This window comes from Pandoraea pneumonica (assembly GCF_049918595.1).
GTDB lineage: Bacteria > Pseudomonadota > Gammaproteobacteria > Burkholderiales > Burkholderiaceae > Pandoraea > Pandoraea pneumonica_A.
This window is the reverse complement of sequence record NZ_JBNCRZ010000002.1, coordinates 1,220,401-1,245,579: the sequence shown is the minus strand read 5'-3', so window position 1 is coordinate 1,245,579 and position 25,179 is coordinate 1,220,401. Positions and strand designations below refer to the sequence as shown.

The window sequence follows — 25,179 nt, the reverse complement described above, 5'->3', positions numbered from 1 at the left end:
AAGGGGGGCCCTCCGGTGCGGCGGTCCGACCGGTGAGCGGGAATGAAAAGGGTGTCGGGGCGTGGCCGCGCGACGTATGCCGCAGCGGCGCCCGGTGAGTTACTCGTTCATGAGCGCGACGAGATCGTCGGTGGACGACAGACGCTTCAGATACTCACGCACGTCTTCCGGCCATTCGGCGATACGCGTGTCGAGGGCGTCGAAGTCATTGGCGAACAGCGCACGCGATGCTTCTTCGAACTGAGGAAGATCGCCAGCGATGGTCGACATGAAGCGATACGCGCGCTCCTGGGCACGTCGCGTGAGATCGCGATTGGCGAACTTGCGGCGAGCTTCGTCGACCAGCTTGCGCAACGCGACGGAAGCGCCACCGGGTTGATCGGCCAACCAGTCCCAATGACGTGGGAGCAGTGTGACTTCACGCGCGACGACGCCGAGCTTCGGACGACCACGGCTCTTGGTCGGCGCTTCGGGGGCGTCGACAACGTCTACTGGCGCATCGGCAGCCACGACCGGTACGGCGACGGGCCGGTAGCGTTCACGGATATCGGCGGCAGTCCCTCGGACATCCACGTCGCGCGTGTCACCGGTGAGGTCGTCGAAGATCAGGACGGGTAGGTGCGCGTCGACGAGCGAGGCTTGTTGGAACGCAATGGCAGCGTCGGCGAGCGAGCCAGTGGCAATGCGGCGCATGCCGCGAAAGACGGTATAGGCGGGGGCAAAAGCGGGGGTGGCGGGCACGAGGTGTCTCCGGTATGAGTCAATACCGGCGAATATTACCCGGGTGTTATTGGTTTTGCAATATTACCCGGGTAATAATTTTGGCGTGCTGTGGATCAGGCCGTCAGGGCTACGCCGCCCGAAAGCCGTTCAAGGACGGTGGCACGCACGGCGCCGGGGGCATCGTCGAGCAGCTTGGGCCAGGCGGCCTGTGCCTCAGCAACCGTTTCGCGGGCAATCGTCATCATGCGGCCGACGCGTAAGAGTCCGGCGCCCTTGAGGAGCGCTTCGAGGGCAGGCCAGTCGAATGCCCGCAGCGTCTTGTCGATGGCACGGTTCACGCCGTAATGCGACGCGGGCACGTCGTGGAAAAACGCCGCGACGCATACCGGGTCGTAGACCGGCGCCAACTGCGGCGTATGGGCATCGGGGTAGGTCAGCGCCCAGTTCTTGAGGTGCGCATCGGTATTGCCTAGCAGGATGAAGGCGATTAGACGGCGCATGAATTCCCGCACGTCTTGCACCGGCTGCGCCGAGAGCTGATCGAGCACGCGCAGCATCGTGCTGTAGTCGATGTCTAGCCCGCGCCCGTATTTGCTGCGCGGCGGGTATTGAAGCACTTGCGCGAACTCTTCCATATGCACGCGCCGTCCGTCGGGTAGCCGGTCGAAACGGGGCACCGCGAGAATATGTTCGAACGGCACTTGCTCCGGCAGGTCGGCGTCGCGGCGCGAGATGATCTCGGCCTTGGCGCAATCGAGGCCCAGCGCTTCGCACAGGCGATAACCCGTGAATTCGTTCTCGACCAGATCGGGGTGGCGAGTCGTCGGGAGCTTCAGGATGACGGACCCGGCCCGGCCTTGACGCTTGACGACGTAACGCCGTCCGTCACGCACGGCCGAGAATTTGGTCACTACACCGGGCAGCGAGGCAGCATCTTCGACCGGCGTGTCGACAAAGCCGGGCTCGATCATTTCGAGGCCGAGTGCCGTGTGCCAGCGATGCACGACGTCTGGCACGCCTTCGCGTGGCGGTACCGGTTCGACTTCGAGGGCGCCCATCAGGTCGTGGCCGGCCGCGGCGAGCAATTCGAATTCATCGTCCGGGCTGCAACGCCGCTCGGCGGCTAGTCGCTCGCGGTTGTGTCCTTCCGGCAGCAAATTCTCGAAATAGACAGGCCAGCGGCCATCGGTGCGCACCAGACGGGCGTCTTGGGGCGACGTGAGAATGTCGCGGGTGGCATTTTCATTGGCGCCGCGGTAGGCGAGCGATAGGGTGGGACGTCGCGCGTCGGCGATGTATTCCTCATCGAACGACATGCGCAAAATATCGCCGTATTGCGACAGATAGCCGACCGGACGGCGACTGCCGTCGGGCATGTGCAGATAGGCACGCAGGTACTTGATGTTCATGAGCGGGAAGGCGGCACGCGCGTGTGGGGTGTCGCGGAGGCGAGGGTTTCGACGATGGACGGCGGCGCTGCTACGCCACTGGGCTGTGCCAGATACTTGCCGCCGGAGCGCAGAAACGCTTCGACTTCCTGACGCAGGCTCGCGGGGACGAGCATCGGTTCGAGGCCGAGGGCGCGTGCCATCTCCAATACGGTGGACATCCGCGGATCCAGCGCCCCGGACTCCGCCTTCTGGACGGTCATGCGAGACAGGCCCGCGCGCTCACCGAGCTCGGATTGGGTGAGCCCAGCGTCTTTGCGAGCCGTGATGAGAGTGTCAAGAAAGCTCATCTTGATATGCTTTTTCTAAGAAATGATGCTTTATCTTAGCAGCACATCCCGCATCTTGCCAAAAAAGATAATGTAAGCAATCTTATTTGTGAAAAAGCTAATCAATGTTAGCTTTTTGGGGGGTTACTCGTCGTGAAATTTGCCGCGTGAGGCTTTTACGCGCGAGCGAACTTGTTTGGCATCTCGACGCCGGAGTTGGCTGCCCAGTGTGGGACGGGTGGGGATTCTGCGGCGTGGCGGGACGGCGGCAGCGTCGACGAGCGCCTGCAAGCGTTCCAGCGCGTCGGCACGATTGAGTTCCTGCGAGCGGTGTTGTTGGGCCTTGATAACGATCACCCCGTCTTGCGTGATGCGGTGATCGAGGCGGGATAGCAGACGGGCTTTGACCTCATCGGGGAGCGACGAGCGCATGACGTCGAAGCGGAGATGGATGGCGCTGGAGACTTTATTGACGTTCTGACCACCGGCGCCTTGAGCGCGCATGGCGGTGAGTTCGACGTCTTCGGGGGCAATGAGAGTGCGACGGTTCATGCGGTAAGCATAACGTCCCGGTCATGTGGCTCACAAGCGGGCAGTCGTGTTAGCGGCGAGGCTGGAGAGATCGAGCCCCGCTCCAGCGGCATGGCATGTTGGGATGCCATGCCGCTGGAAACGGGCGCTTGCGAACGGGCAAGCGAGATTAATGCGGCGGCGCGACCACCACGAACTGTACGGTCGTGCCCGAATACACGGGCTGATACCAAGTCGAGCCGCAATGCTGATAGGCCACGTTGCCGACGATAGTGCTCACACAACTGGGCGGAATCGTTGCCACCGTTGAACCGATGATGGCGGCAGAAACGCCGATGGTGACCGCTGCCGCGACCGGGTCATACCAGCCGCCGCCCCAGCCCCAATAGGGTGGTGGGGGTGGCGGAGGAGGCGGCGGCGGCGGGGGCGGATGCGGCCCCGGCCCCGGTCCGGGACCCGGAGGAGGTGGCGGCGGATGCGGCCCCGGCCCTGGACCTGGCCCTGGACCTGGACCTGGCCCTGGACCTGGACCTGGACCTGGCCCCGGACCCGGACCTGGCGGATGGGGACCTGGCCCCGGCCCGGGTTGCGGCGAGGGGTTCGGTCCCGGGCCGGGCGGTTGACCGCCGCCGTGGGGCGGTCCACCGGATTGGCCGCCATCGGCGTGCATCGGGGTGTTGCCTCCCGGGCCGCCGCCTCGTTGCATGCCACCTGCGCCAGCGTTGGGGCCAGCGCCGTGCGCCATGCCGCCTCCGCTAAAACCGCCGCCATGCAGACTGGTGCGTGCACCACCGCGGAAGCCAAAACCGAAGCTTTGGGTCGAGGCAACCGCAAACGTGGCGGCGACCGCGAGGCACGCCCATCGCGTTGCCGATGAGGGTTGGGAAGTCGCGCGCATCATTGCTGACCTCCCGCGGGTTGACCGGGAAGCGCGTCTTGCGGCGGCCCGGGCGGGCGCATCTCGACACGCTGCGCACCGGCAGGCACTTGATAGGTGAACGTCCCCGCCGCGAATTTCGGGTTGAGATCCCAGCGGTAATTGACCGCATGCGTCGGTCGCGACGGCTGCGACGTATCGGTAATGACGAAGCGGCAAGGCAGTGGCCGCGACCCCGTCCGAATCCATAACTCCCAATCCACGTCGGGTTGCTGATACGCGTAGTGATTGCACCACTCGCCATTCACGCGATCGAGCCCGATGAATACAGCAGACCGAAGCCCGGCAACATCATCCGGATCCATGCCCCAATAAAACAGATCGGCCAGCGGCAGCCCGATGCCGTATTTCTGGTCGATATCTTTCACCAGCGCGTCGATGGTTGGCGGTGCCGCGACCTGACTGTAAAAACGCTTGCCTTGTGTTTCGTCGTAGAGCGTGAAGGTTTTGCCGTCGTAAACAAAGCCGCGATTGCGCGCTTGTCCGACTACCACGGCACGCACCTTATTAGGGCGCTGCACGGACATGTCCGTGTGATGTAGGAATCCCACGTTTTGGCCCGTGCTTAACACGGCATCGGTGACCGTGTCCCCTTCAACGCGAAATCGCTGCAAGGTTCTTAGATAGCGGCTCATTTGCGTCAATGCATCGACAGCGCCTTGTTGCTTCTCGGGCATGCCTTGCACCGGAAGTGTGCTGTCCGAAGCGGGCGCTTGCGCGAGTACGGCAGGCGATGCGAGCGCGACAGCGGCGATGCCGCATGTCAGTGAACGGATGAGGAAATGCGTAGGCGAACGTCGGAGAGACATAGATGGCACTGTGTGACCTCATTCCAAGCGATGGTTTGAACGGGACGACAACAACGTGCACAACGCTGCGAGTCAGCGTGAGAGGAGGAACTAGGTTAGTGATTCGGAATGCAAACTGTCAAGGCGAAACGCATCATCCAAATGGATTAAGAATTGCATAACGTAGATGGGTGTATTTGTAACAAGTTGTTTCTGATACGGTGAATGGTTGGGTGGAAATTGTTGAATCGGCAGGAATGAACTATTGATCGGCATCAAAAGAATTCAGTGGAATTTGCTTACCTAAAGGCTTGCTGGATCTTGACAGGATGCGGGTTGCGCGGCCGAGCGTAATTTTAATAATCGAACGTTCCTTGGCATTTGGTATGCAAAACAAAAATATCTTGCGGGAATGAATTATTTTGTTACTATCGCCGGGAAACATTCAGTAATAGGTACGCGCTACCTGGCACCTGAAAATTGTTTCGGATAATTAACTATTTGCAGAATTCACGTGTTGGATTCTCATTCGACGATAACAAAAAGGACACACCATGAAGCTCACGCAAGCGATGATTCTGGCCGGCCTGTTGTCACTGGGGCAGGCTGCCTATGCACAAACGCAAAGCGCTGCGCCACCCGCACCGATCGTGCGCGGCGGCATCGTCGAATTCCGTACCACGCTGCTTGGCGTCGACGCCAAGAACCGCACCATTCAAGTCGCGGACGATCACGGCAAGCCGGTGACCTTTGTGGTCGGCCCCGAAGTCAGAAACTTCGAGCAGATGCGCAAGGGCGACAAGATTGTGGTGGCCTACGAGCGCGCCATTGCCATTTCGGTCGCACCGGGCAACGGCATTCGTAGCAGTGTCGTGACCGACGACGCCAACCGCGCTACGCCGGGCAATCGTCCGGCCGCCGATGCGTCGCGCAATATCAAGGTTGTCGCAACAGTGCAGAAGATCGACCGCGCCGCGAACGTCATCACCCTGCGCGGACCGAAGCGCGTCGTCGATATCGCCGTGCAAGATCCGTCGTTGCTCAACGGCGTGAAGGTCGGCGATTCAGTCAACGTGGATTACACAGAAGCCGTGGCCGTTGCTGTGACACAAGACCCGGACGCCAAACGCAAGTGGGCCCCGCCGCCCCCGCCGCCGGCACCTAAGCCGTAAGGCAAGCGGCGGACAGTCGGTTTGAACTTCGATCACCGGTGCACCACCCTTAACGCACCGGTGATCGAGCCCCCCAAACGGCAAGCGTCCACGACTGGAGGTCGTCATGGCACGGTCCGCTCTGAAGTTCGACGATGCGACATACGCCGCATTGCTCGCTGCCGCCCGCGATGCGGATACGGCAAACCCGCATAACAACCCCGCGTTTCTCGATGCCTTCCTGCACGACGCCTGGCGCGCCGCGCATCGCATCTATGGTGCGCAAACGTATCTGAAGCTGATGGGGCTGGCCGGTGTCGCCCGTCGCCCGAGTGCAGGTACGGTGCAGAAGGCGATCGTTCGCGCTCGCGCGGTCTATGAAATGCCGATGGCGCAGTCGCACGCGTCCCAGCCGGCGAATGCGCATGCCCTCTGGGCGCAACAGCTCGAGCAGAATCTGGCGCGAGCCATGACGCTGCTCGACGCGTTACCCGACGGGCATATGCCGACGGGGCACGCTAGCGTCGAAGTGGCCGACGCCATGCGGCGCGTGCAACATCTCGAGCGGGAAAATCTGGAATTGCGGGCGAGGCTCGCCCAGATGACCGTGGCAGCCGCCTATGCGCGCGAAGCGCTGGGAGAAACGCTGACTGGGTTCACGCCCCAGTCGCTTGCGTCACACGTATCGCACGCAGCGCATTTACCGCACGCGGGCAACCACGGTCGGTAAGGCATCTGGAGCGCCAGCGTTCGCCGAACCTGCCGGGCCGCCAGTACTCAACGGCTCGGCAGGTGCCGATGGCCCCCGTGACACCGAAAATCCAAACGTATTGAGACCGCCTGCACTGTGTGCCCACACGGTGCCGCCATGCATTTCGGCGATGGCTTTCACGATCGCCAGCCCAAGCCCGTGATTCTCGCGGCTGTTAGTGCGCGACGGTTCGGCGCGGTAAAAGCGATCGAACAAATGACGAAGCACTTCCGGTGGAATTGGCTGCCCCGGATTGGCGACTTCGATCCGTACCTGATCGGCATCGTGGGCAGGCTGTGCCGGTTGCGAAATCCGTACGTCGATGGTGGCGCCGGGCGTGCAATGCTCGATGGCGTTCATCACCAGATTGGCGACGGCGCGCCCGACAAGTGCTTTGTTCACATGCGCAAAGGCGCTGCCATGCAGCCGCGCCGTGACTTGCGCTTCTTCCAGCGGAATTTCTAAAAACTCCAGCGTGTGTGCGGCTTCGCTCGCAATCGATACGCCCATGAGGCCCGTCGCGCGCTCGCCTTGATCGGCTCGCGACAGGAACAGCATGTCGTTGATGATCGTGCGCATGCGGCCCAGTTCTTCCAGATTCGATTGCAGCAGCGCACGCAAATCCTCCACCGGCCGGTCACGCGTGAGTGCCACTTCGGTCTGACCGATCAGGATGGTCACCGGCGTGCGCAGTTCGTGCGCGACGTCGGCGTTAAACGATTCCAGCCGCTCGTAGGCGCCGTCGAGCCGGGCGAGGGCGCCATTGAACGAATGCGCGAGATCGTCGAGTTCGACGGGTAGCGAGGTGGTGTCGAGCCGCTGGGAGCGATTGTCCGGGCTGATTTGCGACGCTTCACGCGTGAGTCGCGTGAGCGGTGACAGCCCGAGCCGCGTCACGGAATAACTGAGCAACAGCACGCCAAGGGCGCCGAGCGCCGACAGCGCGGCGAGGCCAAGCCCAAAGGCACGCAGCGTGCGCTCGTTAGGGGAGTAGCTGGCGGCCACCTGAAGCGTGACCGCCGGGCGCGAGCCATACGGCGGCAGAATTTCGCGCGTGGTCAGCATGTCGTCGCCGCCGCCATCGGGTTGCAAGCGCACGTAGCCGTTCGATAAGCGTTTGACGAACATGCCGCCGACCGGCGTGCCGAACGTGAAACGCGGGTCGTCGCTCGACACGGCATAGGTCGTCGTGCCGTCGCGCGGCGTCATATCGCTGAGCTTCTCGCGCACGATCTGCCACTTCTCGGGCGTGCCACCGTGATAGACGATGATGTGGGCGATCTGCGCGCGATCATCGAGCGACTCGCGCAAGTGCCGCTCCAACTGCACGCGCAGCATCATATAGAGCGCCGTGCCCACCAGCGCGAACACCGATAGCGCGACCACCGCGAACATCGCGGCGAGTCGGCGGGAGATCGAATGTTTCATCATGGCGGCGCGGCCTTGTTGCGCTCGGCTTACGCCTCGCGCACCTCCAGCACGTAGCCCATGCCGCGCACGGTGTGCAGCAGCTTGGTGTGGAACGGCCCGTCGAGTTTGGCGCGCAGACGTTTGATGGCCGTCTCCACGACGTTCGTGTGACTGTCGAAATTGACGTCCCAGACCAGTTCGGTGATGGCGGTCTTCGACAGAATGTCGCCCTGACGGCGTGCGAGCACCGAGAGCAGTTGAAATTCCTTGGCGGTGAGATCGAGGCGTTGACCATCGCGTGTGGCGCGGCGGCCGATCAGGTCCACGTAGAGGTCGCCGACCGAGATCAGTGTCGATTCCTGCACACGGGTACGGCGCGCGAGTGCGTGCAAGCGCTCGACCAATTCGATAAACGAGAAGGGCTTGGTGAGATAGTCGTCGGCCCCTTCGCGCAGGCCACGCACGCGGTCGTTCACATGATCGCGGGCGGTCAGCATGATGACCGGCGTCGACTTGCGCTCGCGCAGCGAGCCGAGCACCGCAAAGCCGTCGCGCTTGGGGAGCATGACATCGAGCACGATCACGTCGTAGTCGAACTCCAGCGCCAGGTGCGTGCCTTCTTCGCCATCGAGCGCCACGTCGACCACCCAGCCTTGCTCGGTTAGCCCGGAGCGCAGATAGTCCACTACCTTATGTTCGTCTTCAACGATCAGTACTTTCATGTCGTCACCTCACCTTTGCGCATTATACGAGTCAGTGGCGAGATCCGACGGCAGCCATCCGCCGCCCAATGCCTTGACCAACGCGACCGATAACACCAGTTGCTGACCACGAATTTGTACGTCCTGACGCTCACTCGCGAGCAGACCCTGCTGTGCGGTAATCACGCTCAGGTAAGCGGTCAAGCCTCCCGAGTAGCGGTCGTTGGCGAGACTCAGCAGGCGCTGGGCATCGACCACCGCCGCATGAGACTCGCGCGCTGCGCCGTCGAGTACCGACAGCCCGGTCACGCCGTCCTGCACTTGCTGGAAGGCGGTGAGCACTGTCTGTCGGTAATTCGCTTCGACCGCGCGATAACCGGCGCTGGCGTAATCCACACCGGCGCGGCGGCGTCCGCCGTCGAAGATGACTTGCGAGGCCGCCGTGCCCAGCGTCCACAGCAGGCTGGGCGCGGAGAGCAGGTTGGCAAAGTCGGTGGCTTGCCAGCCAATCGACGGGTTGAGCATCAGGCTTGGGAAGAACGCGGCTTTTGCCACGCCGATCTGCGCGTTGGCTGCGGCCATGGCCCGCTCGGCTGAAGCAATGTCGGGGCGTCGTTGCAGCACGTCGCTCGGCACGCCCAGCGGAATAGCGGGGAGCGTATCGGTCAGCGTGCCTGCTGGTACCGAAAAGGCCGGGGCGGGCACACCGACGAGCGCAGCAATCGCATGCTCGTACTGATCGCGCTGCTGATGCAGCAGTTTGGCCTGCACGCGCGTGGTATCGAGTTCCGATTGTTGTTGCAGCACATCCAGACCGGACACAGCCCCGAGATCGTGCTGGGCGCTCACGTAATCGAGCGCCTTTTGCTGCAATGTGACCGATTCGTCGAGCACCTTGATCTCGGCGTCGAGCGCACGCAACTGGAAGTAGGCCGTAGCGAGCTGGGTGGTCAGTACCAGTCGTGCGTTGGCGAGGTCGTCGCCCGCCTGTTCGGCAGAGGCTTGTGCGCCTTCGACCTGACGGCGGATGCGCCCGAACAGGTCGGTGTCGTAGTTCACGCCGAGGCCGAGCTGCACGTTGTTCTGCACGGTCGACATCATCGACGACGAGTAGCTCGTGAGCGGGCGGTTGGCCGAAATGCGCTGGCGTGCCAGTCCGAACGACGCATCGACTTCGGGAATGCGCTGCGCCGACGTACCGGCCAGCGTGGCTTGTGCCTGTTCGTAATGCGCGACGGCGGCCGCCAGCGTCTGGCTCTGTGCCAGTGCCTGCTTCTCGAGGTCGTCGAGTGCGGGCTCATGGAACGACGTCCACCAATCGGGCTGCAACGGCGCATGCGACGGCTGGGCCAGCCGCCAGTAGCTATCGGTTTTCCAGTCGGGCGGTGTCGAGACTTCGGGGCGTTGGTAGTCCGGCCCGACCGCGCAGGCACTCAGCAGCGCGGCGGCACCCACGACCACGGCACCCAGCCGGAAGCGGCGGGCACTTGCGGCGTGCGATACACGGCGAAGGGCGCCAACTGGCCCACCAGCAGTCGAACCGGCGCGTACGCTCCCGCTCACGATTGCGCTCCTTGCGCACGACCGTTGTTCGCGTCGTCTTCCGGCTTGCTATCGGGCTTAGTATCGGGCTTTGCACCCGCTTTACCGCTCGGAGCCGCTTTGGTCACCAGCGCCTTGGCTTGCACATGGTCACCGTCGTCGATCGAGTCGCTCGGGTTGATGATGACGCGGTCCGTCGGCGAGACGCCATCGGCCAGTTCCAGCGATTGCCCCAGATCCTGTGCAATCACGATCTTATGCAGATGCACCACGCCCTGATCGTCCACCACGGCCACGCGCGGGCCTTCTGCACGGAACAGCAGCGCGTTGGACGGCACGCTCAGATGCGCACGCGCCGCGCTCGGCAGCGCCAATTGCACATAGGCGCCGGGACGCAGCTTGCCGTCCGGGTTGGGCAGCGACGCTTCGATTTGCAGCGAGCGCGTTGCCACGTCGATGGCGCCGGACACGTGCGTGATCTTCCCTTGGAAGTGTTCACCGGGCAGTTCAGCTTGCGTCACCACGACCGGCTGGCCGACGGCCACGCCTTGCGCATAAGCCTGCGGCACCTGCACGTAGACACGCAGCGGATCGGTCTGCGCGAGCGAGAACAGGGCGCGACTGGTGCCGCTACCGGCGTCGATCAGGTCGCCTACGTCGACATTACGCTGTGTAATCACGCCATCGAATGGCGCGACGATACGTTTGAACGATTCGAGCTGTTGCAGGCGCTTCACGTTAGCGTCGGCGGCGGCCAGATTGGCGATGCCTTGCGTGTAAGTGCTTTGACGCTCGTCGAGTTCTTGCTGCGAGACGGCGTCGCGCTGACGCAGTTGCTGCCAACGATCCAGCGACGACTTGGCCAGCCCGAGGCTCGCATTGATTTGATTGCGCTGGGCGATGGCCTGCGCGAGTTCCTGATCGATTTCCGGCGTGTCGAGATCGGCAAGCAACTGGCCTTGCTTCACGCGCGCACCGATATCGACGTAACGGCGCAGCAGGTAACCGGTGGCGCGGGCGTAGATCGGCGACTCGACGGCACCGCGCAGCGTGGCGGGCAGCAGGGTTTCGCTGGCCGAGGTCGTCTCCGGCGTGACGAAGCTCACATACTGTTTGGCGTTTTCGGTGGTCACATTGGCGACGTCGCGCCGTTGCAGGGCGTTGGACACGGTGGTGCGGGCCGCACCGGCGATGAGCAGCACGGCCACGACGATCAGCGCGATCTTGGCGCGGCGGAATTCGCCTTTGCGCGGCGGCAGTTGCCGTCCGTCGGCCGGGTCGTGCTCGGGGAGGGCCAGTTCGGCGTGATGTTTCTCGGTCATGTCAGTCAACCCATCAAGAAGCAGTTTTTTTGCGACGCGCGAGTCGGGTATGCACCCCGGCGAACACGAGCGGCACGAAGAAGAGTGTCGAAACCGTGGCGAACATCAGGCCGCCGATCACGGCGCGTCCCAGCGGTGCGTTTTGTTCCGCGCCTTCGCCGAGCCCCAGTGCCATCGGCACCATCCCGATAATCATCGCGAGCGCCGTCATCAACACCGGGCGGATACGGCCAGCACCGGCTTCCAGCGCGGCCTTGAGCGGCGCCATACCCGACTCCATGCGCTGGCGGGCGAAGGCGACCACGAGAATACTGTTCGCGGTGGCCACCCCCATGGTCATGATGGCGCCGGTAAGCGCAGGCACCGAGAGCCGAGTGCCTGTCAGGAATAGCATCCAGACGATGCCAGCGAGCGCGGCGGGCAGGGCGCTCACGATGATGAGCGGGTCGACCCACGACTGGAAATTCACCACGATGAGCAGGTAGACCAGCACGATCGCCATCGCCACGCCGACGCCGAGCCCCAGATACGAGCTTTGCATCGTGCTGACCTGACCGCGCACCACGATCTGGCTGCCGCGCGGCAGGTTTTTACGGGCTTGGTCGACCAGCTTGTTGATGTCACCCGCCACGCTGCCGAGGTCGCGACCTTCCACGCTCACGTACAAGTCGATGACCGGGCGGATGTTGTAGTGGCTGACCACCGCGAATTGCTCCTTCGGCACCACTTTCACGAAGTTGGCGAGCAACTGCGGCTGGCCGTTGTTGGCCGTGCCCGCCACCGGCGTGCGCAGCAGGTCATCAATCGAACTCACGCGGTATTGCGGGGCCTGCACCGACAGGCTGTATTCCACGCCGTTCTGACTGTTGAACCAGAAACCCGGCGACGTCTGCGAGCTGCCCGAGAGCGAAATCAGCACGTTCTGCGCGACGGCGTTGGCATTCAGGTTCAGTTGCTGAAGGCGCGTGCGGTCCATGTCGAGATGCAGCGTCGGGGCATTCACGCGTTGCTGAATATGGGTGTCCACCGTGCCCGGCACTTGCCGCACTTGCTTGAGCAGCTTCGTTGCAATGTCGAAGTTGGCGAGTTGTTGATTGCCGCTGATCTGAATGTCGATGGCGGCAGGCAGACCGAAGTTGAGAATCTGCGTAACGATATCGGCGGGCTGAAAGAAGAACTCCACGCCGGGGAAGCGTTGCGGCAGGATCGCCCGCAGCTTGTCGATATAACCGGCGGTCGGGTGATGGCCTTCGTTCAGCGCGATCTGAATCTCGCCATCGAGCGTGCCGATGGTGCCCGCGTTGCTATATGAGAGGTTGATACCGCTATACGGCAGCCCGAGGTTGTCGAGAATCGTCTCCAGCTCGTTGGCGGGGACGACTTCGCGCACGACCTTTTCCACTTCGTCGGCAAGACGGGCGGTTTCTTCGATCCGAGTGCCGGTGGGCGCGCGCATGTGCAGGCGGATATCGCCTGCGTCGACCGTCGGGAAGAAGTCCGCACCGAGCGCGAACACCAACCCCATCGACAGCACACAGAACGCCAGGAAGCTCAGCGCAAACATGCGGCGGCGTACCAGCAGGTTGGAGAGCACCACGATGTATGCGCCGCGCATGCGCTCGAAGCCAGCGTCGAACCGCAGGTAAATACGGCGGAACATCCCCGGCTTCGCATTCGGGGCCGGCTGATGTGCGTGGCCCATGAGCAGCATGGCGAGCGTGGGCACGAGCGTACGCGAGAGGATGTACGACGCCAGCATCGCGAACACCACCGCTTCGGCCAGCGGCACGAACAGGTAACGCGCCACGCCGGTCAGGAAGAACATCGGCACGAACACGATACAGATACACAGCGTCGAGACTAGCGCAGGCACGGCGATTTCGCCCGCACCTTCGAGAATCGCCTCGTGTAGCGGTGTGCCCATGTGCAAGTGCCGTTCGATGTTCTCGATGGTCACTGTCGCATCGTCCACGAGAATACCCACGGCGAGCGCCAGTCCACCCAGCGTCATGATGTTGATCGTCTGGCCGAGCGCATGCAGTGCCAGCAGCGACGACAGGATCGACAGCGGAATGGAGATGGCGATGATGCAGGTGCTGCGCCAGTTGCCGAGGAACAGCAGAATCATCGCGGCCGTGAGGGCTGCGGCGATCAGCGCTTCATGCACCACGCCTTGCACGGCGGCCTTCACGAAGACCGACTGATCGAACAGCGCCGAGATTTTCAGGTCGGCGGGCAGGGCGGCGCGGGCTTCCGGCAGGATGGCCTTGAGCGAGTCGACGACCGAGAGCGTCGAGGCGTCGCCCGTCTTCATGATCGACATCAGCACGCCGCGCTGGCCGTTCTGACGCACGATATTCGTTTGCGGTGAAAAGCCCGTGCGAACGTGCGCGACTTCCCGCAGGTACGTCGTGGCACCACCGACCGTGCGCACCGGAATATTGTTCAGACCTTCGACGGTCGGTGGCGAGCCGTTCATGTCCACGTTGTATTCGCGCGGACCGATCTTGGCCGTACCGGTTGGCAGAATCAGGTTCTGGGCGTTGACGGCGGCCACCACGTCTTGCGCAGTCAGGCCCTTAGCGAGCAGGGCGCGCGAGTCGATGTCGACCGAGATCAGGCGCGTCTTACCGCCGTACGGGTAGGGCACCGCAGCGCCGGGAATCGTCACCAGTTGCGGGCGTAGGAAGTTGAGCGCCGTGTCGTTGAGCGCCGGTTCCGACAGGCTCGGGCTCGACAGACCCAACTGCATCACGGGAATCGACGACGCCGAGTAGCTGATGACCAGTGGCGGTGTGGCCCCGGGCGGCATCTGCTTGACCTGCGCTTGCTCGACGGCCACCACTTGCGCAATGGCCGTCTGCACGTTGGCGGTGGGTTGCAGGAAGATCTTGATGATGCCGATGCCCGGCAGCGACTGCGACTCGATGTGCTCGATGTTGTTGACGGTGGTCGTCAGGCCGCGTTCGTTGCCGGAGATCATCCGGTCGGCGATGTCTTGGGCAGACAAGCCGGTGTACGTCCAGATCACGCTGATGACCGGGATGTTGATTTCCGGCAGCACGTCCACGGGCGTGCGCATGAGCGTGAGCGGCGTGGCGAGCAGAATCATGATGGCCATCACGATGAACGTGTAAGGCCGTTTGAGCGCAACGTTAACAATCCACATGGTTCAGACGCGCTCGGGCGCAGTCGCAGCTAGACGTACAGACAAGGGCCGGTCGACGGCCACGGCCAGTGGGCGGGTGGCGTCGGTCCGGGCTAGGGTCAGCCGATGTGTCGGTGCGCACGACAACGCACCCGCGGCATGGGCCCCGGAACGCCGCCATAGTAGTGGCGCACTGCCAACGCCAAAATGACGCCAAAATGGCGGAATTGCCATATAACGGCGCACGCCCCGCAGAGGCCCGTCCGATAAGGCTTTGCGTGGGGGGATTGCAAAGGGAGTGGCATATTACGGTGTGTTGCGTTATATATTAGGCACACCAAAAGTCGCCGCCCGATAGCGTACGGCGTGCGACGCAGTCGAGAACCCCAGCCCCACGCAGGAAAGCAATGACTGAACGTCCGACGTCTCCTCCCCCCGAACCTCAACCGGTGTCTGGCACCGTCACCCGCAGCGCCATCTTTATTGTTGCGACCGTTCGCGACGATGCCGCCGCGCATGCGACGGTACGTGGCTGGTGCGCCGATGCCGCCGCTTACGTGCGCTCAGTGGGCAAGCGCGTGCCGTCCGGCAACCTCTCGTGCGTTGTCGGTTTCAGCGACAACGCGTGGGACCGCCTGTTCGGCGACCCGGCCCCGGCAGAACTGCATCCGTTCCGTGAATTCGGTGCGGGCAAGCGCCATGCCCCGGCAACCCCCGGCGATTTGCTGCTGCACATTCGCGCCGATCAGATGGATCTTTGCTTCGATCTGGCGACGCTCATGCTGAACAAGCTGGGCGATGCCGTGACCGTGGTCGATGAAGTGCACGGTTTCCGCTATTTCGATATGCGCAGCATGGTCGGCTTTGTCGACGGCACCGAGAACCCCGTGGGTCAGGAAGCTGTCGACTTCACCGTCATGGGCGACGAAGACCCCGAGTTTGCCGGTGGCAGTTACGTGCTGGTGCAGAAGTATCTGCACGACATGACCGGTTGGAATGCGCTGCCGGTGGAAGTGCAGGAGCGCATTATCGGGCGCACCAAGCTCTCGGACGTCGAGCTCGACGAAGCCGTGAAGCCGAGCAATTCGCATAGCTCGCTGACGACGCTCGAAGAAAACGGTAAGGAAATCAAGATTCTGCGCGACAACATGCCGTTCGGCCGCCCCGGTTCTGGCGAGTTCGGCACGTTCTTCATCGGCTATGCGCGCTCGCCTGCGCCGATCGAGCAGATGCTGGAAAACATGTTTGTCGGCAAGCCGCCGGGTAATTACGACCGGTTGCTCGACTTCAGTACGGCGGTGACGGGCGGGTTGTTCTTCGTGCCGTCGGCGTCGTTGCTGGAAGAATTGGCGGACCGCGAGCCGGTTGCGGCTGCGACGGAGTCGCCGGTGATCAAGACGTTGATCGATGCGCAGCCGATGAATACGGCGGTGCTCGACGCTACCGCTTCCTCCCCTAGTAATGCGAGCGCTGCCCCGGTGGCAGGTTCGTTGAATATCGGATCGCTCAAAGGAGTTTCTCAGGCATGAATAACCTGCATCGCGAACTGGCCCCCATTTCGAACGCCGCATGGGAGCAGATCGAAGAAGAAGTCGCGCGTACGTTCAAGCGCACGGTGGCTGCGCGCCGCGTGGTCGACGTGAAAGGGCCGGGCGGCCTCGCGCTGGCTGGCGTGGGCACCGGTCATCAGAAGTCGATTGCCTCGCCGTTGAAGGGCGTGGACGCACGTCAACGTCAGGTGCTGCCGCTGGTAGTGCTGCGCGTGCCGTTCGAGTTGTCGCGTGAGGCAATCGACGACGTCGAGCGCGGCGCGAACGATTCCGACTGGCAACCGGCGAAGGATGCCGCGATCAAGCTGGCTTATGCCGAAGACCGCGCGATTTTCGACGGTTATAAGGCTGCGCAGATCATCGGCGTGCGTGAAGGCACGTCGAACCCGGTACTGCCGCTGCCGAAAGACATCGCGGATTATCCGACGGTGATTGCCAAGGCATTGGAGCAACTGCGGTTGGAGGGTGTCGACGGTCCGTACAGCGTGCTGCTGGGCGCGGATGCCTACACGGCGGTTGCCGAAGCCAACGATCAGGGCTACCCGATTCTCGAACACATCGGCCACATCGTGAGCGGCGAGATCATCTGGGCACCGGCTATCGACGGCGGCGCCATCGTGTCGACGCGCGGCGGTGACTACGAGATGCACATCGGACAAGACCTGTCGATTGGGTATTTGGATCACAACGCCGATACGGTGCGGCTGTATCTGGAAGAGACGTTTACGTTCCTGATGCTGACGGCTGAGGCGAGTGTTTCGGTGGCGCCGGGTGTGGCGGCTAAGACGGCTAAGGCGAAGTAAGGCGGCTTAGTCGCTTGAATGTAAAGAGAAGGGCTGAGGGCCGATTGCGCGGTGTCCTCAGCCCTTTTCTATTTCCAAACCGTTTTCTGTGATTTGGGTGCGGGCATGTCGCAGGGATTATGCCTCCACGGTGAAGTTGTCCAGGTATGTAAACTGGCCATTGTCTGTGAACACAATAGATTTAATGTCTGCCTGATTTCGTGAGTATTGAAACCATGCGGGTTTCTGACTTCCTTGAGGCGGAGTGGTCCGCGAATGCAGATGCTTTCCGTTGGCATCGTAGAAATCCACTTGGCACAAGGCGGTACCAGTCTCGCATCCGAGACGTATGCGACGAATTGGGAAGTCAAACTCAACGTTGACTTTCGCAGCAAGCAGAAGCTCTAGAACTTTACCCCGGATAGGAGACGAATCCGGTAACGAATAGTCATACAACCGAATAGCAACCTTTCCACGCAGATTTTTTACATTCATGAATGCGAGAGGTACGACGCCATTGACAGGAATGTTTTCGAATTTTGCCGATTCGAAGTCCTCGGTAAGCGTCGTCGGCATCTTGTCAACCGTGTAGGTTCTCAGCGGGAACGTAACCGCATCAGCCACGTTAGCTGACCCGTCGAACGTGACTTTGAACACGATCCTCAGCGTCGAGCCGTCTGCGAGCGGCGCAAAGTAGCTAGCAGGCACCTGCCGATTTGTAAGCCCGACCTCAACGTGCTGCGCATTCACCAACACCCCATTCGCCTGCCGATAGGTATGCGGATTGCCATCAGCATCAGTCCCTTCCAAATCCAGCCAGAACCGCTGGCCTTCAGCAATGAACGGCCACGGCGGCGTGACGGTGACGACACCGCCATTCGCAACCAACTCCAGATCAAGTTCATCGCCGTCAATGTCTTTGAGTTGCGGCGTAGGCAGCGGCCCTCCTGGCGAGGTATCCAGCGCCAGGACATTGAGCATCAGCGGATCGGAAACACCAGCCGACGCGCCATCACGCCGGACTTCGTACGTCACCGTCACAGTTCGATCGATGTTAAATGGCACGACTGCCGGATCGAGCGCGATGTCTCTTGGCACGCTGCCCACAAAGATCCAGTCGGATTGATAGCTCCCATCAGCACCGTTGCCTGCCCACGTAACCCGCACCTCATCGGTCGGTTGTGCGCCGTTGTAGAACACCGTGGCCGTGAGTGAGTCGGCGGCATCGAATGGGTCGAGTTCGTTACCACTGGCCTCTTTGATACGAGGCGAGGGCAACACAAGCGCAGCCGTGCGAATCCGAAGGGTTCTGATGTCGGAAACGTCTTCTCGCCCGTCAACGAAGCGCGTGACGGTGTAGTAGACGTCGACATCCTCTCCGAGGTTGTCCCGAAAGACTTTGACAGGCATGAGCACGGTGAGGGACTGCCCGGTACCGCTGCCGGGGACCCCGCGAGAAGCGGTATCGGAGCCTTTCGGGCCGTCCACGTGCACGGTCACGACATCCCCGGCTTCCAAGTCGGCCTCGGCGGGGGCGACGACAGGCACGTCTCCTGTGATGCCTCCCGGATCGAGCTCATCGTCGACGGCATCGGGCAAGTCGGGCGCAGGCAATAGCTGAACTTCGCCCACGGAAAAGCGCAAGGTGCCGGATTTGATCGTGGCCCCGCCGCGTTCGATCTCGTAATACACGCTGACGTGCCGGTTGCGGCTTTCGTCGATGAGATTGCGGGCGATGTCGAAGGGGAGCGCTTTACCTGCCGTACCGGCATTGACCGGGAACCAATCGGTGTAACTTGTCGCGCCAATCCAATGCATATGCACCACGTCCCCGGCCTGCGTCACACCCGCCGGAACGTGAGCGACCGTGCCGCCGGGGTTGGCATCGGGATCGAGCATGCCGTCGGCGACGCGATCCACAGTTGGCGCTGGCGGTTGGTCCGATCCACCCAACACGGTTAGCGTCAACGGCACCGAGGTCTGCGGCTTGGGTTGTGGCGTGGCGCGCGCCGCTTCCCCAAAAGCGGTGACGGTGTAGGTGATATAGCAATGACCGCCAGCGGTGCCTTCGACGGTCGCTTGCGGCACGGTAAAGGTCATTTCGCGGCCGACGTCACCGCCAAAGACGGGCCGTTCGTCGTCGAAGTCGACCGGCGAGCCATCGACGGCGAAGCCGACCCAATCGATGCGTACGGAATCTCCGGCCCCTTGCCCGGGGTAGATCGGCACAACGACCGTGGCGCCGTTCGGGGCGGTATGCGCCGAGTCGAGTTGACTGTTGACGGCTTCGCGCACACTGGGCGGTTCAGAGAACGTAGGATCCGGCTGATCAGTCGGTGGAGAGAGCGGCATTAAATCACGAGCATTCATGGTGCACTCCGCAAAGGGCTGAGAGAGGAATGTCGTGACGTCGGAGCGAGATCGCGATCTCTTTCCATTCCTGAGCGTTCAAGTGTCGAAGGCTGTCAGGACGGAACGATGGCACGGCATGGGATGTCGCGTTCAATCTCCCACGGCGAGTGAAGGCTCGACAACTGTCAACGTTGACAGGGTGGCCAGTACGGCGCGGTGACACGCCTACCTGCATATCGGGTAAAGCGCCTTTACCCGATATTCAGCTATTCCTCATTTACGCGAATATCAACTGAAGTGAAAATCCCGGCATTTAAGGTAAGTCGCCATGAATCACCTCGTCACGGTGCCGATGCAACTCGGCGAAATCTTGCGCTCGGCGCGTCGCGCGGCTGGACTGACTCAGCGTGAAGCTGCGGTGAGACTGGCATTGAGTCAGAGTCGTATGTCGGCGCTAGAACTGGACCCTCGAATTATTTCGGTCGAGCAGTTGATGGCATTGATGGGGCTTTACGGCCTCGACCTCGTAGTTCAGTCGCGGGACGTCGCCCCGGTGACTTCCGATATGGCGTGGTAGTTGACGGAAGTCTTATCGCCCATGCTCGCCGTTAGCGACGACCGGTCACTTCTGCACGATAAAGTTGTCCAATTCTGTCACAGTGCCGCGGTCGGTGATCTCGACAGACTTGATGTCTGCCGTATCTCGCGCGTAGTCGATCCACCGATAGCGCTCGCCGTTGTATTTGGGCGGGCGAGCCGTTTGCAGCAGTTTTCCATCGGAATCGTAGTAGTTGAACTCGCACGAAGAGTCTCCGGCAGCGCATCCGAAACGCACGCTACGCACCGGAAAATCAAACTCGAACTTGGCCTTAGAGTTCGGCGAAAGCGTGAGTATGTTCCCCCGGGTAGGTTGATCCGCCTTCCACCTGGACGTATTAAAGAACACGATCGTGCCCGACAAGACCGTGATGTCCATAAATGAGAAAAACAAAGGGTCTTTGATGGGGACACTGAGGAGGCGGAAAACGTAATCCGACTCGAAGTCCTCGGTGAACTGCTCCGGCGTGTCCATGATGCGCTCCCAAAAGTTGATGGCGGTTTTACTGCCCGTGCTCGCCGTTAGCGACGACCAGTCACGTCTGCACGATAAAGTGGTCCACTTCCGTCAATGTGCCGCGGTCGGTGATCACGACAGACCTAATGTCTGCCGTATCTCGCGCGTAGTCGACCCACCGATCTGGCTCGTTGTTTTTTGGCGGGCGAGCTGTGTGCAGCAGTCTTCCATCGAAATCGAAGTAGTTGATCTCGCACGACGAGTCACCGGCAGCACATCCGAAACGCACGCTACGCACCGAAAAATCAAACTGGAACTTGGCCTTCGAGTTCGGCGAAAGCGCGAGTATGTTCCCCCGGGTAGGTAGCTCCATTCTCCACCTGGACGCACGACTGAACCCGATCGTGCCCGAAAGGACCGTGATGTCCATAAATGCGAGAAACACAGGGTCTTTGATGAAGCGGTCGAGGAGGCGGTGAACGTAATCCGACGTGAAGTCCTCGGTGAATTTCTCCGGCGTGTCCATGATTCACTCCCAAAAAGTACGAGAAAGGCATGTCGTGACGTGGAGTACGTAACGATGGCACGGCAGCGTGGGTACGTCGCTTTCAATCTCCCACGGCGAGCGAAGGTGCGACAACTGTCAACGTTGACAGGTGAACGCAACCCTCGGCGTATCTATCAGTGAAAACAAAAATGGCCCTGTGTAGACAGGGCCATCGTCAACAAACCACCAACTGCGCGAAAGCTTACTTCTCCGCCGCCGGTGCAGCAGGTGCCGCAGGCACCGCATCCCCGACCATCGGCTTCTCGATCATCACGCGACGGTTATCGCGCGCAATCACCTTCATCGGCAAGCCGAGTGTTTCCAGCACCGTGAACTTCTCCGGATCGACAAGGGCGAGCGCCTTGGGCGCAGCCATCCAAACATCGGCAAACTTGTTGAGCGTCGGAATCCAGCTATCCGGGGCTTGCGAGATGCCGAACTCCAACTCGTCCTGCACCGCGACCATGGTCATCGGCTGTTGCAGGTAGTACGGCATCGTGTGGTCGAGCGTGCCCACCGAATAGAAAGGCGTATCCGGGCCCAGACGCTGCATCTCAGCACGCACCGCCGGTACCAAATCGATCCCCGAGCTGCCGCGACCGAACGCCTCATGCCCCGAGCCGCCGATCATCGTGAAGGCAAGCCACGTGCCCGCGAACGCAATCAACGCCTGCTTCGTGCTGCGCTTCGCCAACCAGTAGGTAATGCCAATCCCGATCAGCCCAGCAAAGCTCGCCGCATACAAGTAGTACGAGAACTCGCGATACGCCTCGACCGGGTTACGGCTGTCAGAGTGGTGCGACAGGAACACCAGACACGTCACGATCGTCGCGACGAACAGCACCACCGAAAACACCAGATGCTTGCGCAGCGACTCGCGAGTCAGGCTAGCCAACCCGAGACCGATGAGCATCGCGAGCGCCGGTGCAATCGGCAGCACATACGAAATCAGCTTCGAGTGCGAGACCGAGAAGAAGCAGAAGATCAGGATCGCCCAGACCCACAGCATCGTCACCGGACGGAAGCCGTTCGCCTGACGCGGTGCAGCGCGCGACGCCGAAATCGTCCGCGGCAGCATCGACAGCCACGGCAGGAAGCCCACGATAATCACCGGCACGAAGTAATACAGCGGGCCGTTACGATGGTGATCCGGCTTCAGGAAGCGGTTGAAGTGCTCGTTCACGAAGAAGAAATCGAAGAACGACGGGTTACGCGCCATCACGGCGGCGAACCAAGGCACCGTGACCGCCAGCAACACGATCAGGCCACTCACGATATACAGACGCTTCCACAACGCCCAGTCACGCGCGATCAGCGTGTAGACCACCAGCACCGCGCCCGGCAACACCACGCCGATCAGGCCCTTGCTCAGAATCGACAGCCCCATGGCGGCCCAGCACAGCCACATCCAGTTGCGCGTTTGCGTGTCGGTCAGCCCCGGGCGTTGCGCCAACAACAGCGCGCACAGCACGATGGCCATCATGAACGACAGGCCCATGTCCAGCACGTTGAAGTGACCCAGCAAGGCCCACAGCGGTGCGCTCGCCAGTGCAATGGCGGCGAAAAGACCCGCACGTGCGCCGAACACCCGGCGTCCGGTGTAACCCACCAGCAGCACGCCGCCGAAGCCAGTCAGTGCCGTCCACAGGCGCGCTTGCCAATCGCCCAGACCGAACACCATGAACGTGAGCGCATTCATCCACGTTTGCAGCGGCGGCTTCTCGAAGTAGAGATAGCCGTTGTAGCGCGGCGTGACCCAATCGCCGGTGACCAGCATTTCGCGGGCCATCTCCGCATAGCGGCCTTCGTCGCTCGGGATCAGGTGCCGCCAGTTGAGCAGGCCGAACCAGACCAGCGCGAAGACGGCCAGCAGCCAGAGGAGGGCGGCGGGAGAGATCGGCCAGGGTTCTAATCCGGCGTCACGTTGAGGGCGTGTGGTCATGAATGCGAAACTTTCCGGTCTTGTTGAATTAATGGAACGGGGGTTGCGAAACATCGGGGTTCGGCAGCGTCACGCGGACATGCAACCCGCGCGGTGCGACCTGACTGGCGTCCTTCAAATGCACGTGACCGCCGAGGCGGTCGACGATGGCACGTACGATAGCGAGTCCCAGACCTGTGCCTTCTGTGCCCAGACTGCCCACGTGCGACTCTCGTATCTCGTTGGCACGGTAGAACGCGTCGAACACGCGCTCGCGCTTGTCGGCGTCGATACCCGGGCCCGTGTCGATCACGTCGATCGCGGCCTCGGCGCCCGTGGCCGACAGCCGCACCGATACCGTGCCGCCCCCCGGGGTATAACGCACGGCATTGCCAACAAGATTACTCAGCAGCGTGACAATCTCGCGTTTGGTCCCCGCGACCCGCAGGCCCGGGGCCGCATCGACCAGATCGAGCACGATGTTCTTGCGGTCGGCGAGCACGAAAACGTCTTCTAACGCTTCGTGCACCGCAGGCAATAGCGCCAGTGGGGCGGCTTCGGCAGTGCGGGCGCTTTGGGCACGGGCGAGCGTGAGCAGCTGTTCGAGCAGGCCGCGAGTGCGTTGCAAGCCGCTCTTGAGTTTGGTCAGGCGCGCACGCGTCTCGGTGTCGAGTGCCACTGGCGCAAGGGCGCGATCGAGGTTTTCCGACTGAATCACCAGTGCCGTGACCGGCGAGCGCATCTCGTGCGCGGCGTCGGCGACGAAGCGGCGTTGTTCATCAAGCGCCTTGGCCAGTCGTGCCAGCAACCGGTTGATCGAGACGATAAACGGTTCGATTTCCTTGGGTGCGCCCGCCGCATCGAGGGCGCGCAGATCGGTATCGCGTCGCGCATCCACGCCCTCGGCCAGTTGTTGTAACGGACGGAAGGCGCGTCGCACGGTCAGCAAAATGGCGCCGATGAGCAGCGGCACGAAGACGACGAACGGCAACGCGGTGCGCAGACCGCTGTTGCGGGCGATCTCATTGCGTCCTTCCGTCGGTTGAGCCACCACGATGCGCAAATCCGGCGAAATGGTGCGCACGTAGGCGCGCCACGTGTGGGCGCCGCGTGTGGTCGGGTCTACCGTGTGGAAGCCGTCCGTCAGCGAGACGGGAAAGGTGCGCCCCAGCGCCTGCACCGTCAGTCGGTAATCGTGATCCTGAATCGGCAAGGCGTGAAAGGCTTCGTCGGCACCGTTCAGGTTGCTGGTGTCGACGAGTGCCGCGAGTTGCAGTAGCTGATCGTCTTGAAAGCGATACGCCTCGCGAAAGGCGGCCGCGTAAGAGACCAGACCCGCGACGATGCCCAGCGCCACCGCACAAACGGAGAGCGTGACCACCAGACGCGACTGCAACGAACGCATCGTCATGCCTTGGGCACCAACCAGCCAGCACCACGAATATTGCGGATGACATTCGCACCGAGCTTCTTGCGGATGGCATGAATCAGGAAGTCGATCATGTTGCTCTCGATTTCCTCGCCCCAACCGTAGAGGCGATGCTCCAACGCGTCGCGCGAGAGGATCGTGCCCGGGCGCAGCATGAGCGCGTGCAGCAAGGCGTACTCGCGTGCCGACAGCACGCATTTGTTGTCGCCGTAGGTGGCTTCGTGCGTTGCGGGGTCGAGCGAGAGGGCGCCGTTCGTGAGGACGGGTACCGCCACACCGGCTTGCCGACGGATGACAGCACGCATGCGGGCGAGCAGTTCACCCACTTCGAAAGGCTTGACGACGAAGTCGTCGGCGCCGAGATCCAGACCTTGAATGATGTCTTCAGCGCCGTCGCGCGCCGTCACGACGATGATCGGCGTGTGTCCGCCCGATCCGCGGTGGGCACGCAACACATCCCAGCCGTCGCGCCCGGGCAGGCCGAGGTCGAGCAGCATGAGGTCGTAGGTGTGGGCGGCCAGCGCCGAGAGTGCTGCCTCGCCGTCGCGACACCAATCGGCGGCATAGGAGGCGTCTTTGAGCGCCTGCATCATGGCCTCACCGATCATGTCGTCGTCTTCTACGAGCAATATCCGCATGGTTTTCCGAAATTCCTGCGGCGCTACGCAAGGCGCGCGCCAGATCACGGTGGTCCCCATTGAACCACTGAGGCGCACGATAGCGCGCGAAACTTAGGAGAAACTTAGTGAAGGTCGACGCGTGCCGGCGCGACTATGCCATGAAATGGTGCAATTAAACAAACACTTAGAGGGTTTATTTGAAG

21 protein-coding genes are annotated in these 25,179 nt (G+C 62.0%); 5 read left to right on the top strand and 16 right to left on the bottom strand.

The window, feature by feature from the left end:
• Positions 1-99 precede the first annotated feature (99 nt).
• The 5 genes from ACPWR9_RS12010 to ACPWR9_RS11990 form a co-directional block, all read right to left on the bottom strand.
• Positions 100-741 (bottom strand): DUF2239 family protein, encoded by a 642-nt coding sequence (locus ACPWR9_RS12010; protein WP_426296728.1) that lies wholly within the window; start codon positions 739-741, stop codon positions 100-102.
• Positions 742-836: 95 nt separating this feature from the next.
• On the bottom strand, positions 837-2,132 hold the full coding sequence (locus ACPWR9_RS12005) for a type II toxin-antitoxin system HipA family toxin (RefSeq protein ID WP_426296729.1): 1,296 nt from the start codon (positions 2,130-2,132) through the stop codon (positions 837-839).
• Positions 2,129-2,461 (bottom strand): helix-turn-helix domain-containing protein, encoded by a 333-nt coding sequence (locus ACPWR9_RS12000; protein WP_426296730.1) that lies wholly within the window; start codon positions 2,459-2,461, stop codon positions 2,129-2,131. The genes ACPWR9_RS12005 and ACPWR9_RS12000 overlap by 4 nt, the downstream gene beginning before the upstream one ends.
• Before the next feature lie 123 nt (positions 2,462-2,584).
• On the bottom strand, positions 2,585-2,992 hold the full coding sequence (gene arfB, locus ACPWR9_RS11995) for an alternative ribosome rescue aminoacyl-tRNA hydrolase ArfB (protein ID WP_426296731.1): 408 nt from the start codon (positions 2,990-2,992) through the stop codon (positions 2,585-2,587).
• Positions 2,993-3,868: 876 nt separating this feature from the next.
• Entirely contained in the window at positions 3,869-4,585 is a 717-nt protein-coding gene (locus ACPWR9_RS11990; RefSeq protein ID WP_426335080.1) for a DUF2092 domain-containing protein, read from the bottom strand.
• Between the two features lie 665 nt (positions 4,586-5,250).
• On the opposite strand from ACPWR9_RS11990, the gene ACPWR9_RS11985 reads away from it, so the two are divergent.
• Positions 5,251-5,868, top strand: a complete 618-nt coding sequence (locus tag ACPWR9_RS11985) for a hypothetical protein (RefSeq protein ID WP_426296733.1) — start codon at positions 5,251-5,253, stop codon at positions 5,866-5,868.
• 106 nt (positions 5,869-5,974) lie between these two features.
• A complete protein-coding gene (locus tag ACPWR9_RS11980; RefSeq protein WP_426296734.1) occupies positions 5,975-6,577 on the top strand; it encodes a hypothetical protein in 603 nt (200 codons plus the stop codon).
• On the opposite strand, the gene ACPWR9_RS11975 is transcribed toward ACPWR9_RS11980, so the two are convergent.
• The 5 genes from ACPWR9_RS11975 to ACPWR9_RS11955 all read right to left on the bottom strand — a co-directional run bounded on the left by ACPWR9_RS11975 (position 6,548) and on the right by ACPWR9_RS11955 (position 14,742).
• Positions 6,548-8,026 carry a heavy metal sensor histidine kinase gene (locus tag ACPWR9_RS11975; RefSeq protein WP_426297933.1) on the bottom strand — a complete coding sequence of 493 codons (1,479 nt, stop codon included), beginning with the start codon at positions 8,024-8,026 and terminating at the stop codon, positions 6,548-6,550. The genes ACPWR9_RS11980 and ACPWR9_RS11975 overlap by 30 nt on opposite strands.
• A 29-nt stretch (positions 8,027-8,055) precedes the next feature.
• The gene (locus tag ACPWR9_RS11970; RefSeq protein ID WP_039375692.1) at positions 8,056-8,730 is read right to left on the bottom strand and encodes a heavy metal response regulator transcription factor; all 675 of its coding nucleotides are present in this window, start codon (positions 8,728-8,730) and stop codon (positions 8,056-8,058) included.
• A 9-nt stretch (positions 8,731-8,739) separates the two neighbouring features.
• Positions 8,740-10,179, bottom strand: coding sequence for an efflux transporter outer membrane subunit (locus ACPWR9_RS11965; RefSeq protein ID WP_426297935.1), 1,440 nt, complete (start codon positions 10,177-10,179; stop codon positions 8,740-8,742).
• A gap of 89 nt (positions 10,180-10,268) precedes the next feature.
• Positions 10,269-11,573, bottom strand: coding sequence for an efflux RND transporter periplasmic adaptor subunit (locus ACPWR9_RS11960; RefSeq protein WP_426296735.1), 1,305 nt, complete (start codon positions 11,571-11,573; stop codon positions 10,269-10,271).
• A gap of 13 nt (positions 11,574-11,586) precedes the next feature.
• Positions 11,587-14,742 carry an efflux RND transporter permease subunit gene (locus ACPWR9_RS11955; RefSeq protein ID WP_426296736.1) on the bottom strand — a complete coding sequence of 1,052 codons (3,156 nt, stop codon included), beginning with the start codon at positions 14,740-14,742 and terminating at the stop codon, positions 11,587-11,589.
• 386 nt (positions 14,743-15,128) lie between these two features.
• Between ACPWR9_RS11955 and ACPWR9_RS11950 the strand changes: the two genes are divergently transcribed.
• Together ACPWR9_RS11950 and ACPWR9_RS11945 are read left to right on the top strand one after the other, a co-directional pair.
• Entirely contained in the window at positions 15,129-16,250 is a 1,122-nt protein-coding gene (locus ACPWR9_RS11950; protein WP_426296737.1) for a Dyp-type peroxidase, read from the top strand.
• Positions 16,247-17,074: a family 1 encapsulin nanocompartment shell protein gene (locus tag ACPWR9_RS11945; RefSeq protein WP_426296738.1), complete on the top strand. Its 828-nt coding sequence runs from the start codon at positions 16,247-16,249 to the stop codon at positions 17,072-17,074. Before ACPWR9_RS11950 ends, ACPWR9_RS11945 begins: the two co-directional genes overlap by 4 nt.
• 117 nt (positions 17,075-17,191) lie before the next feature.
• On the opposite strand, the gene ACPWR9_RS11940 is transcribed toward ACPWR9_RS11945, so the two are convergent.
• Complete coding sequence (locus ACPWR9_RS11940) at positions 17,192-19,423, bottom strand: hypothetical protein (protein ID WP_426296739.1); 2,232 nt, start codon at positions 19,421-19,423, stop codon at positions 17,192-17,194.
• 310 nt (positions 19,424-19,733) lie between these two features.
• Between ACPWR9_RS11940 and ACPWR9_RS11935 the strand changes: the two genes are divergently transcribed.
• Positions 19,734-19,982 carry a helix-turn-helix domain-containing protein gene (locus ACPWR9_RS11935; protein WP_426296740.1) on the top strand — a complete coding sequence of 83 codons (249 nt, stop codon included), beginning with the start codon at positions 19,734-19,736 and terminating at the stop codon, positions 19,980-19,982.
• Between the two features lie 45 nt (positions 19,983-20,027).
• On the opposite strand, the gene ACPWR9_RS11930 is transcribed toward ACPWR9_RS11935, so the two are convergent.
• The 5 genes from ACPWR9_RS11930 to ACPWR9_RS11910 form a co-directional block, all read right to left on the bottom strand.
• A complete protein-coding gene (locus ACPWR9_RS11930; RefSeq protein ID WP_426296741.1) occupies positions 20,028-20,477 on the bottom strand; it encodes a hypothetical protein in 450 nt (149 codons plus the stop codon).
• Positions 20,478-20,538: 61 nt separating this feature from the next.
• Positions 20,539-20,985, bottom strand: a complete 447-nt coding sequence (locus ACPWR9_RS11925) for a hypothetical protein (protein WP_426296742.1) — start codon at positions 20,983-20,985, stop codon at positions 20,539-20,541.
• A gap of 223 nt (positions 20,986-21,208) precedes the next feature.
• Entirely contained in the window at positions 21,209-22,948 is a 1,740-nt protein-coding gene (locus tag ACPWR9_RS11920) for a glycosyltransferase family 39 protein (RefSeq protein WP_426296743.1), read from the bottom strand.
• A gap of 28 nt (positions 22,949-22,976) precedes the next feature.
• Positions 22,977-24,338, bottom strand: coding sequence for a sensor histidine kinase (locus ACPWR9_RS11915; protein WP_426296744.1), 1,362 nt, complete (start codon positions 24,336-24,338; stop codon positions 22,977-22,979).
• Positions 24,335-24,994 (bottom strand): response regulator transcription factor, encoded by a 660-nt coding sequence (locus ACPWR9_RS11910; protein ID WP_426296745.1) that lies wholly within the window; start codon positions 24,992-24,994, stop codon positions 24,335-24,337. The genes ACPWR9_RS11915 and ACPWR9_RS11910 overlap by 4 nt, the downstream gene beginning before the upstream one ends.
• Positions 24,995-25,179 lie beyond the last annotated feature (185 nt).